The sequence below is a fragment of the Comamonas sp. genome, from assembly GCF_036643215.1.
Taxonomy (GTDB): domain Bacteria; phylum Pseudomonadota; class Gammaproteobacteria; order Burkholderiales; family Burkholderiaceae_C; genus Comamonas.
Map to the genome: position 1 here is coordinate 1 of NZ_JAVXSJ010000035.1, position 10,748 is coordinate 10,748.

A 10,748-nucleotide genomic window follows, 5' to 3' on the forward strand; every position below is an offset into this window, starting at 1 on the left:
GATCTGCTTACCGTTGCGGGGGCAGCCAGGGCTTTACACCCTGTTCCCGTTTAACTCGGGACTTAGCCCGAGCACCTGTAACATGAAATTAAATTGGAAGTACCGAACGCATCCAATGCGCTGGAAACCCCTCTTCAATTAGCCGCTCAGTATATCGTAGCAACGGTCTGAATCAGGGGCTGCTTTTCAGCGCCTGTGCAGCAGCGGCTTCATCAAGCAGGCGGGATGGGTACCCAGAAGAAGTAGCGCCTGTCAACGCAACCATGAAGGCGCAGCGGCAAAAACAGCCGCCTTCATCACGCTCATTTCATCCGCAACCCGGCCCCTGGCAGGAGCCTGAATTGAGCAGTGATTGCATTCATCGGCAGAGTTTTCTAAATTCATAGCAAAACTGCTATACAATACGCATCTTCTAGGGGAGTCGCCAAGTTGGTTAAGGCACTGGATTTTGATTCCAGCATGCGAAGGTTCGAGTCCTTCTTCCCCTGCCAGAACATCTGAAAGCCTTGATTGCTCACGCAATTGAGGCTTTTTGTTTTTCGCAGCCCAACATGGGCTTCTGCGATGCAAGGGCCAGTGGACGCCTCGCCACAGGGCAAACGCTCACCATCGCGCCAACACCCTTGGAATTTGCCTATCAAGGGGCAATGCTTTATAATCTTCAGGTTTGCTGCATGGAACTTGCCTCATGCAGCATCAACGGCAGATCTCACGTTGCCTCATGCTCGGCTCCGTACAGCCTGAGTGTTTCTCTTCGGCAAGAAGCAAAGCCACCCTCAAGCGGCTGGCTCACTTGATCCAAGCTCACTCAAGCAGGATCTTTTTCATTTTTCAGTGGATGGCATGGCCCATGTCTGGGTTTTCGCCACCGCTGACACGATATGCACAAAGAACAAATTACAGAGCGTGTCGGCAACTACATTGTGACTGCCCTCACCAACATCACCCACTCCGGCAAGGTGGCTGCAGCGGTTTCCATCCGCCGTGGCGAATATGACCGGATTTTCAGCTTTATTCGACAGTTTGATACACCGGATATGGCCAGCAAATATGCACTCGCCGAAGGGCGTTGCATGGTGCTGGAAAACCAGTTGAACTGAGTCTTTCTAAAAAGGAATTGTTTTGGCCAAAGAAGAATTGATTGAGATGCAAGGCAGAGTCGACGAAGTGTTGCCCGATGCCCGTTTTCGTGTAACGCTGGATAACGGCCACCAGTTGATCGCCTACTCCGGCGGCAAGATGCGCAAGCACCGCATTCGCGTGCTGGCCGGTGACAAGGTCACTCTGGAAATGTCTCCCTACGACCTGAACAAGGGTCGCCTGACTTTCCGTCACATCGAGCGCTCGGGCAGCGGTCCTGCGCCTCAAGGTCAGCAGCGCAAGCGCTAATCAGCGAGCAAGCGACTTGGTGGAGGCTCTGGCCACCAACTCCGGCATGGGGGCTTGCGCCACCTGCCGGACGCTGACACCCCCGAGGTGCTCAGCCAGCAGGTCAATCGCCAGACGAGCGACCTGATCCAGATGCAAATTCACGGCTGTCAGCGCGGGCTCGCAAGTCCGCGCTCGCATTCCGTCGTAGCGCGTGGCAATTTTGATGTCCTGCGGTACTCTCAAGCCGATTTGATGCACATGCTGCATCACACCGACGGCAAGCACATCGACCAAGACCAGTAATGCGTCAATCTGCGGGTGACTCTCCAGCAGTTGGCGGGCCGCATCGCTTCCGCCAGCTTCGCCCAGCGCTTCATCAACACGCAGCACCATGTGCTCCATTTCCATGGCATGGGCCATGCGCTGATAGGCCACTTCCGCCTGCGCATAAGAGTCTCGTTCCGCCGCCCCCAGAATCATGGCGATTTGCCGTGCGCCTTGCGCCTGCAAGTGCTCTAGCAAATGCTGCACCGAATCTACGGGGCGCAAATCGACATAGGGCACGGTATTGAAGCGGTGGCCGCCGGGCTTGCCAATGGAGACGACGGGCAAGCCACGCGCCGTCAGCTCCATGAGCAGTTTGTCATTGGCCGCTGGCTCAATCAGCACTACGCCATCCACACTCATGAAGTCCAGCGAACGCTGACCTGACTCCAGCGGCGGCACCAGCACCATGGCCATGCTCTGCTCCAGTGCGCAGCCCGCAGCGACAGATGCCACTTCCATCATGAAGCCCAGACGCGACGGGCCACCGGCGACTGCGTAAGGCATGGAAGACATCAGCGCAACCATGCGCGAAGCTTCTCCATGCCGCGACTGCGTCAGGCGTCCGGGCTGGTAGCCCAGTGCCTTGGTCACGTCAGTCATCGTTGTACCGGGCATAAAAATGTCTCCTTCACATTCATTTTTTTGAATACTTTGCAGCGCCAAAGCCGCTATCAAGAAAATAGCTGCTTGCGCTTACTTCGTCTTCTTTTAATGTATCAAGCGCTTAAGAATTCAAGGACAACAAGCGCAAGCTGCTCATATTTTTGATGGTTTCACCATCTACTACCCTGCAGCCTTGATGAGGATTGCGGGCGCTGCTCATGAATTGATACAGCATCTTTGGCGCATTGCGCTTAAGCTCGCAGCATTTGAACCTCTGCGCATGGCGCGACTCGCCTGCTGCGCTGCCCCACTCACCATGAAACGAATCCTTGCCCTCGCCTCTATTTGCCTGCCCATTGCGCTGATCGCCACTCCGCTGACCAGCCAGGCACACGACCATCGACATCACCACCATCACAAGCGCGAGCACAAAGAAGAATATTGGGATGGCCAGTGCAAGGTGGAGCGCAAGTGGAAGAGCAATGGCGAGTACAAGGAAAAGCGCAAGTGCAAAAACCGCCCCCATCACCACGCGCCTCACCCCGTTTATATGGCGCCACCCCAGCCCGTATATGTCACACCCCAACCTCAGGGTCTGGTGATTGACTCGCGCATTGTGCTCAGACCATGAGCGCGCTTTTACTCATCCAGCAGGTTCAACGCTTCGGCAGCGATCAAGTCCCAGACCAGGTGCGCGACAGGCGAAAGCTCGCGTTGCTGGCGCTTGACCAGCATGATGCTGCGCTGCACCTTGGGCACCAACGGCCGACTGAGCAGCACGGCGCTGCCCGCTGATTTGGCCGGTGTTGCTGCCTGCTTGCCCCAGCCCACAGGAATGGCCAGCCGCGGCACCACGCTCAGCCCCAGCCCTTGCTGCACCATGCTGTAGATCGTGGCCGTGTGCCCCACATCCTGCACCACCGATGCTGCGGCCCCATGCGCCTGCAGCGCGGCATCAATCAGGCGGCGGCTGCCAGAGGCATGATCGAGCAGCACCAAGGGCTGCCCCGCCAGATCTGCCCAGTGCACCTCTTTCTTGCGCGCCAGCCTGTGCGATGAGAGGCAGACCAAGCAAAACGGCTCGGCCACAATAGTCTGCGCATCCAGATCCTGCTTTTCTGACGGGTCGATCACCACGCCAAAATCCACTTCGCCGCTGCGCACGCTGAGCAAGACATCGCTTTGAATGCGGTCCAGCAACTGGATATTGACGTCCGGCACCTGCTTCTTGCCACGCGCAATGCACTGCGGCAGCAGATGGGCCGACAAGGTGGGACTGCTGGCCACTTTGACCCGCCCCTTGCGCTGCGTGGCCAGGCCCTGCACTTCCAGCAGGCATGCATCCAGATCTTCAAGCACACGCGAAACGCTGCCCAGCAGCAGACGACCCGCCTCGGTCAACTCCACCTCGCGCGTAGTGCGGTGCAGCAGTTGCAGGCCCATAGCCTGCTCCAGATCCGTCACATTGCGACTCACCGCAGGTTGCGTCAGGGCCAACGCATCTGCCGCACGGCTGAAGCTGCTGCTTTCAGCCACGGCCACAAAAACACGCAATTGGCGCAGACTTACATTCATATCAAAAAATTATAGATCTATCGAATAAATCCATTTCTCTTTTGAATGGATTACGTATCCAATACGCAGCCATCACGCACCCCATCGGTGCTTTGCATGAATGGTCTGAATTCAAAATATGTCGCGCCCTCGCTTTCTCCCCGATAACTTCACGCTGGCATTGCTTGCCACCGTCATCATCGCCAGCTTTTTACCCGCCTCCGGCAAGATGGCCGAGTATGTAGAGCTGGCCACCACAGCCATTGTCAGCCTGCTGTTCTTTCTGCACGGCGCCAAGCTTTCGCGCCAGGCAATTCTGGCGGGCATAGGCCACTGGCGACTGCATCTGTGCATCTTCATCGCCACCTTCGTCATGTTCCCAGTTCTGGGCCTGGCGCTGCGCCCTTTGCTCTCGCCCTTGGTCACTACCGAGATGTATATCGGCGTCATCTTCCTGTGCACCCTGCCCGCCACGGTGCAATCGGCCATTGCCTTTACATCCATCGCGCGCGGCAATGTGCCTGCGGCGGTCTGCAGCGCCTCGGCCTCGACCTTGCTGGGCATTCTGGTTACACCCATTCTGGTCAGCTTGCTGCTCAATAAAAATGCCGAAGGCGGCGATGCGCTGCACGCCGTTGGCAAGATTGCGATGACGCTGCTGCTGCCCTTTGTCATTGGCCACTTGCTGCGCCCCTTGATTGGCGGATTTTTGCAACGCCGCGCATCCGTCATCAAACTGGTAGATCAGGGCTCGATTCTGTTTGTGGTCTACGCCGCATTCAGCGCTGCCGTCATTAGCGGCTTGTGGAAGCAGCCCCCTATTCCCTCGCTCATCGGCCTGACCGTGCTGTGCTGCATCTTGCTGGCCGTGGTGCTGGTCATCACGACCTGGAGTGCACGTCGCCTTGGCTTTAACAAGGAAGATGAGATCACGCTGGTGTTTTGCGGTTCCAAAAAAAGCATGGTCAGCGGCATTCCCATGGCGAACGTGCTGTTCCCCGCCGCGTCGGTCGGTGCGATTGTGCTGCCGCTGATGCTATTCCACCAGATCCAGCTGATGGTCTGCGCCGCACTGGCCCAGCGCTATGCCCAGCGACCGCAAAGCGCCGAGGAAAACACTAAGGACACCGCCATTGGCGCTTGAAGTGCCGCACACGCAATCCAGACAAAAGGGGCGCTATCAGCGCCCCTTTTTTGTGAGAATGTTCTGCCTCAAGCAAACAACGTCAACGCATGATGCTTGCGCAGCAACTCTTGCGCTTGCGCATTCACCGCTTCCGTCACGACCACCTGAATGCCTAGCTGCGCAGCCGTTACGGCCATGGCTTCGAGCAAATGCAAGGCGCCGGGGCTTTGCACAGATTGCTCAGCAAAACTGCCACCCAGCTTCACATAGCGCAGCGGCAGAGTGTGCAACTTGGCCAGCACCATAGGCTGCTGATCCAGCCGGCGCAAACCCACGCCCACACCCAGCTCAGCCATGGATTGGCAAAAATCAGTTATCTCCCCCGGATAGGCCATCAGCCCGTGCGCATCCAGCTCCAGGCACAGCAGCGGCAGTCGCCGCGCCCACTTCGGAGCCTTCAGCATCTCATTCAAACGCCCCAGAAAATCTGGCTGCGCCAGTGATGGCAACGAGATCCGGACGACCAGTTCAGCACCCCCTTCCTCCAACCATTCAAGCCCCAGTGCCACCGCACGCAGGTCGCAATCTGCCGACATGCCCAAGCGCACGGCCACAGGAAGAAACAGCGAGCCCATCAAGGCTTCGCCCGTCGCAGTGCGCAATGACAGTGATGCTTCGCAACGCCTTTTCACACCAGTATCTGTCGTGAAAAGCATGGGCTGCACGGTCAGCGACAACGCATCCGGCGTTTCAAGCGATGCGATCAACATCTGGCGCCACAAAGTCTCGCCCGCCATATTGGAGACCACTTCCTCATCCCCATAAGCCACATATTCCACATCGGACTGACCCGAGCTTTCGGCTCGCATCACACCATAGTCCAGCCGCGAGAGCACACCCGTCACCGAGCTTGAGGCCGTGTAATCGGTCAGGGCAAAGCTCCAGCGGCACCAGTGGCCGCCGCTCAAGGTCAAGCGCATGGACTGCAGCACCTGGCGAACTTCCAGCACCAGCGACATGGCCTGAGGCCCGGCCAATGACGGCATCAGCACCACAAAATCAGCACCATTGAGGCGGGCCAGTTGCGGACTGTAATCCGGATGGGCATTGAGTACTTGGCTCACACGCTCACCGACCGATTTCAGCCATGCATCAGCATTAGCACGCGTCATCTGGGCATTGAGGGCCAGCAAGTCGCGCTGACGGAACAGCATCACATAGCCATGCGCCGCCTCAGCATCCGCTCCGCTGAGGGCGCGATGCAGTTCATTGACAAAGTATTTGCGGTTGGGCAGCAAAGTCACCGGGTCGCGGTTGACTTCCAGCTCCAACGAATCGATACGCGCCATTTGCTCAAGCGTCGTCGCCTGCACGCGATCACGCGTATCTGCAATCGCACTGAGCACTGGAGCCAGTTCCGCCACCGCTGATTTCTGTGGAAGCAATGCAGACACCGAAACAGGCCCTGCCGACGTACGCCCAATACCTTTGACCTGCGCCTCAATCTCCTGTCTCAGCACCCGGCGAAACCATTGAAGCAGCAGCACCACAAACACCGTCCACCCAACACCGGCCAGCACCACCAGGCTTGCCATGCGTACCGAACTGTTCCATAGCGCGCTGCGCGCATATGCATCGTCCACCTCCAGCGTCAGCTGCCCCACCTGCTTCCAGCCATCACTAACCACCCGCTGCGCCTTGGGCGCGTGCAGCGGCAAGAGCTGAGAAAACCATTTCGGAGCGCCATCGCTACGCACGCGCCTGCCTGTGTCCGCGCTGTCTGCATCCGAGCGCTGGCGCTCAAACAGGATCTGACCTTCGGGGGACGCCAGCGCAATCCGTTGAAACTGGCCGCTGTCATACAGCGCCGTCATCAATAACTCCCGCGTGATCGGATCCTGATTGGCAGGCTGAGACAGCGACAAGGCCAACGAGGATGCGGCATTCTCAGCCTCCGACTGCAACTGGCCGTCCAGATACTGGCGCGCAGAATCAATACTAAAGACAAGCGTGCCAGCCAGAATCGCCAGAATCGCCACCGTCACACTGATCAAAAGTTGTTTTAACAAAGACATCGTGCTTCCTCTACATGCCTTGTAAACAGAAATCGCATCCGAAACTCACGGCAAAAATCCTTCCTGCTTCATTCGCGTCAGCAAATCCCGCCAACGCGTAATGCGGTCTACCGACGAAGGCTGCGCCCCCGCCACATAAACCCCTTGTGCGTTAAAACTAAAGACAGGCGTCAGATCCTTACGCTGGCTGGATGGCAGCAAAAAATCCACCATGCTGTCGAGCACCAGCGGCTCAGTCATTGGTGTTTCGTAATAGCCCAGCACCATGTGCGCAATACTCTGCGTGCTGCCCACCCCGCCCATGCGCGCCCGCACATAAATCAGCCGCAATTTGTCCCCTGGCACCCCAAGCCGCAGCAGCGAAAAGTATTTGCCAATCACATAGTCCTCGCAATCGCCCGCGCCCTTGCCCAGCGTCTCCAGCGGCGTCGCCCAGTAATCCGGCTGTACCCAGAGCATGCTGTCCTCGGTCTGCACCACCGCGCGGTTCCAGAACTCATTGACTACCGTCAACTGCTGCTGCAACGGCTTGCCCTGCTGAGCCTTGATCATTGCCAGCCATTGATTCAGCACCTTGACGCCCGCTGCGCCATTACGGCTTTGCATGGTTTGCTGCAGGCGGTTGGGGTCAAAGTCCAGAGCAATCGCATCTGCACCGATGCGCAGCGCCCAGCTCCCCATAGCCACCGCTCCCAGCCCAAGCAAAGCCCGACGCGACCAGCGCGGCGACTCGTCAAAAGACACGGACGAAACGGAACAAGGTAAATGGTTCAAACGGAGCGGACAGTTCAAAAACAAGCGCCACAAGCCAAATCAGGCTCTAGCGCTTACAGATAAAAGGCAAGCAGCTATTACTTTTGATATTCGCAAGCAAAGACTGCTTGCCAGAATCACGCATGAATGTAACCAATCACAGTGCTTGTGAGAACCGCACTGCCCCACCGTAGATCGGCCAAGGCAGAGGCCTTGCGAATGCGAGCCCCCTGCCTTGCCGATTCAACCGCCAGACCGCCGATCAGCTTCCGATCTTGAGCTTGGCGTCGGTGATCATCTTCTGAATCAGCTCCTGCGAGGTGTTGCTGCCCAGCAGGTCAACACCTTCCAACGTAATCTGCTGGTCAAACCCATTCGTGTTCAACGTGCCATTCGTCGAAACCTTCAGTACCGTATCGCTGCCCGACTTGCTGAATTCCAAGAAGTTACCAATGGTTCCGGAGGTTTCCCCCTGCAGCAGGTCACTCAGATCCAGCACATCGTTGCCATTGGGGCTAGCGGCGCTCATGCCGAAGTCCTTGATTACATCCTTGGCCGGATCTGCCGCAGTACCCTGATCTCCCTTGAGCCAGACAAAGGTGTCGTTGCCTGTGCCTCCGAACAAAATATCGTCGCCTTCACCACCGATCAGGGTGTCGTTGCCACCTTGGCCATAAATGATGTCTTTGCCAGTGCCGCCGTACAAGCTGTCATTACCATCTCCGATATTCGACTGATTAAGATCAGTCGCGTGCGTTGAGACATAGGTATACACATCATCCGCAGTCACCGCAGTAACGGCCTTATTCAGTGCAGTCGCTGCCAGTTGCTGCAGCGCTTCGTAGTCTTCCTTACCACTGACCTTCAGCCCATCGCCAAAGAGGATGTCGCCGCCGCCCTGTCCATAAAGAATGTCATTACCACCATCTCCAAACAATACATCCTTTCCTCCACGCGTATCGCCCGAGACATTGAACTCAGCCGCATGGTTCTTGATGTATTCGTATAGCTGTGCATCCGTAGACTGCGTTCCTCCTGTATAAGAAGTACCCGAAGCCGGTGACATCAGGTAGGCCTTGAGGGCATCCAAGCCGGAGCCAAGAGGTAACGTAGTCATGTCACGACCAGCCCAAAGCAAGCTGTCGGTATTGATTGCATCGCCAAAAATGATGTCGTGGCCTTCACCACCACGAACCACATCATTCCCAAGCACAGCAGGCTCGTTACGCTGCGAACCACCTTCCAACGCAGCCGATAGTTGATCGGCCGTATTGACAATATCTACCGTTCCCTTGGCAACCGACTCCTGAACCACCTGCGTCTTGATCACATCGATCCGAACCTCGGCGGAGCTGTTGTTGTCGGTTTTGTCCTCCACGGTGAATTTCAGCCGATATTCCCCTGCATCCACAGCGGCAATGGTTTTCACCGACCAATCATTGTTGCCAGTGACGCTACCCGTTTGAGCAGTAGTCGTCCACACGCCATTCACCAGTTTCTCCAGCGTCCAGGTGAAGGTGTCCTTCCCGGAACCGCTGCCTGCGAAATTCAAAGTCTTGTAAGAGAACTGAATATCTGTCTTTGTGCCATCAGCGACCACAATGCTAGGCGAACCGGCAGAAACAGCATCCGTCGTTGCCGTGCTAGAGGTTTTGACATCGCGCAAAACCAACTCAGCGCTATGCCTTGATGACGAGGACCCAGTCGTCACTGCAGGGTCAACAAAGACACCGCTGCCCGTCTGGCCCGTGCCCGTAATCGTCCACTTACTCATATTGGCCCAGACTGCCGAAGAGGTGCTACCCACCTCGAAATCCGCCACAGAAGTTGCAGACTTGCTCACAGCGAGCCAGCGCGCGACACCCGAACCGGTATTGTCAAACAGCGCCAAGTCATCCGCAGTTACACCGCTGCCAATACCGATGGCATGAACCTTGCTCACAGCCGCCAGGTTGTTGAAGCCGTCCACCGAACCCAGCAGCGTGGCATCCGTCGTCGTACTACCATCTCCTTGCAAGGTTCCCGTACCCGCCCCGGTGTAGTAATAGGTCGGCTTGCCATCCGTCAGGAAGAACGTCAGGTTCTCATAGCCATCGCCAGTGCCTTTACCCTCAGTAGCCTGGGTGGCAAACCAATCAACACCAGCCTTGAAACCTGCTTCGTAATTGGTGCCGCCGCTTGCAGTCAGAGTGTCAATCTGAGTCTTCAACGTACCCACATTACCCGTCTTCAGACCTTGAATGGCAGCGGCATCCAAGGAAATTGTCTGGGCGAAACCAATCAGCTTGACGTTCACCACACCGTCATGCACTGCCAGCTTATCTGCCAATGCCTTCAAAGCATTGATCACCAACTCCTGGCGTGTGTAGTACGTAGGGTTGCCCCTCCGATCCACGCCCTTCACCTGGCCTGAGGAGTCCTCCATGCTGCCAGACGTATCCACGATCAACGCAATGTTGTAGTTCTGGCTTGGTATCTTGACTGCGACCATGCCGCCCTGATCGCCCAGCAGCACATCATCGCCAGCACCACCTGCTATCAGGTTGTCATTGTTATTGCCGCCTGCGAACTGATCCACGTTGACGGTCAGCGTTGCCGACTTCATATCGCCATCGCCATCCTTGACCGTATAGATAAATACATCTTGTGCATCGCCACTCACATTGGCATTCGCCTTATAGGTGTAACTGCCATTTTTGTTCAAAGTCAGCGTGCCGTACTGGCCTGTAATCGTGAAGCCATTTCCGCTTGCTGATCCGGAGACATTGGTACTGTTGGTGACGCTAACAATCCCGCCACCAAAAGCCCAGCCGTCTGCGCCGGAAGCATCATTGGCCAAGACGCCGTGCGCGGCATCAGTAGTCACTGAGCGGCCTTCGGTAACGCTGGCCACGTCGGCGTTGGCCTTGGGTTCGTCGTCCACGATGTCAATGCGCAGC

At 56.8% G+C, this 10,748-nt stretch carries 9 protein-coding genes, 1 tRNA gene and 1 riboswitch; of the genes, 5 read left to right on the forward strand and 5 right to left on the reverse strand.

What is annotated here, in order from left to right; all coding sequences use genetic code 11:
- Positions 1–94, reverse strand: a riboswitch (cobalamin riboswitch). This riboswitch is flagged as partial in the annotation.
- Between the two features lie 320 nt (positions 95–414).
- The 3 genes from RSF91_RS17245 (at position 415) to infA (ending at position 1,389) form a co-directional block, all read left to right on the forward strand.
- A tRNA-Gln gene (locus tag RSF91_RS17245) sits at positions 415–491 on the forward strand.
- Between the two features lie 390 nt (positions 492–881).
- Complete coding sequence (locus tag RSF91_RS17250) at positions 882–1,100, forward strand: hypothetical protein (RefSeq protein WP_099737385.1); 219 nt, start codon at positions 882–884, stop codon at positions 1,098–1,100.
- 22 nt (positions 1,101–1,122) lie between these two features.
- Positions 1,123–1,389 (forward strand): translation initiation factor IF-1, encoded by a 267-nt coding sequence (infA, locus tag RSF91_RS17255; protein ID WP_099737386.1) that lies wholly within the window; start codon positions 1,123–1,125, stop codon positions 1,387–1,389.
- Here the strand turns inward: infA and RSF91_RS17260 are convergent, their stop codons facing one another.
- Entirely contained in the window at positions 1,390–2,313 is a 924-nt protein-coding gene (locus tag RSF91_RS17260; protein ID WP_332569580.1) for a substrate-binding domain-containing protein, read from the reverse strand.
- 304 nt (positions 2,314–2,617) lie between these two features.
- Here RSF91_RS17260 and RSF91_RS17265 point away from each other — a divergent pair, with 304 nt between their 5' ends.
- Positions 2,618–2,932 (forward strand): hypothetical protein, encoded by a 315-nt coding sequence (locus tag RSF91_RS17265; protein ID WP_332569581.1) that lies wholly within the window; start codon positions 2,618–2,620, stop codon positions 2,930–2,932.
- Between the two features lie 8 nt (positions 2,933–2,940).
- On the opposite strand, the gene RSF91_RS17270 is transcribed toward RSF91_RS17265, so the two are convergent.
- Positions 2,941–3,876, reverse strand: a complete 936-nt coding sequence (locus RSF91_RS17270; RefSeq protein WP_332569582.1) for a LysR family transcriptional regulator — start codon at positions 3,874–3,876, stop codon at positions 2,941–2,943.
- A 118-nt stretch (positions 3,877–3,994) separates the two neighbouring features.
- Between RSF91_RS17270 and RSF91_RS17275 the strand changes: the two genes are divergently transcribed.
- Positions 3,995–4,999, forward strand: coding sequence for a bile acid:sodium symporter family protein (locus RSF91_RS17275; protein WP_332569583.1), 1,005 nt, complete (start codon positions 3,995–3,997; stop codon positions 4,997–4,999).
- Between the two features lie 68 nt (positions 5,000–5,067).
- On the opposite strand, the gene RSF91_RS17280 is transcribed toward RSF91_RS17275, so the two are convergent.
- The 3 genes from RSF91_RS17280 to RSF91_RS17290 form a co-directional block, all read right to left on the reverse strand.
- Entirely contained in the window at positions 5,068–7,056 is a 1,989-nt protein-coding gene (locus RSF91_RS17280) for a bifunctional diguanylate cyclase/phosphodiesterase (RefSeq protein ID WP_332569584.1), read from the reverse strand.
- Positions 7,057–7,101: 45 nt separating this feature from the next.
- Positions 7,102–7,737 (reverse strand): transglutaminase-like cysteine peptidase, encoded by a 636-nt coding sequence (locus RSF91_RS17285; RefSeq protein ID WP_332569596.1) that lies wholly within the window; start codon positions 7,735–7,737, stop codon positions 7,102–7,104.
- Between the two features lie 334 nt (positions 7,738–8,071).
- Positions 8,072–10,748: type I secretion C-terminal target domain-containing protein (locus RSF91_RS17290; protein WP_332569585.1), on the reverse strand; the 2,677-nt coding region annotated here is incomplete at its 5' end.

Bases quoted from the DNA above. Each gene is read 5' to 3' on its own strand.
- RSF91_RS17250 (WP_099737385.1), top strand. From the start codon at position 882: ATGCACAAAGAACAAATTACAGAGCGTGTCGGCAACTACATTGTGACT.
- RSF91_RS17260 (WP_332569580.1), bottom strand. From the start codon at position 2,313: ATGCCCGGTACAACGATGACTGACGTGACCAAGGCACTGGGCTACCAG.
- RSF91_RS17265 (WP_332569581.1), top strand. From the start codon at position 2,618: ATGAAACGAATCCTTGCCCTCGCCTCTATTTGCCTGCCCATTGCGCTG.
- RSF91_RS17270 (WP_332569582.1), bottom strand. From the start codon at position 3,876: ATGAATGTAAGTCTGCGCCAATTGCGTGTTTTTGTGGCCGTGGCTGAA.
- RSF91_RS17275 (WP_332569583.1), top strand. From the start codon at position 3,995: ATGTCGCGCCCTCGCTTTCTCCCCGATAACTTCACGCTGGCATTGCTT.
- RSF91_RS17280 (WP_332569584.1), bottom strand. From the start codon at position 7,056: ATGTCTTTGTTAAAACAACTTTTGATCAGTGTGACGGTGGCGATTCTG.
- RSF91_RS17285 (WP_332569596.1), bottom strand. From the start codon at position 7,737: ATGGGGAGCTGGGCGCTGCGCATCGGTGCAGATGCGATTGCTCTGGAC.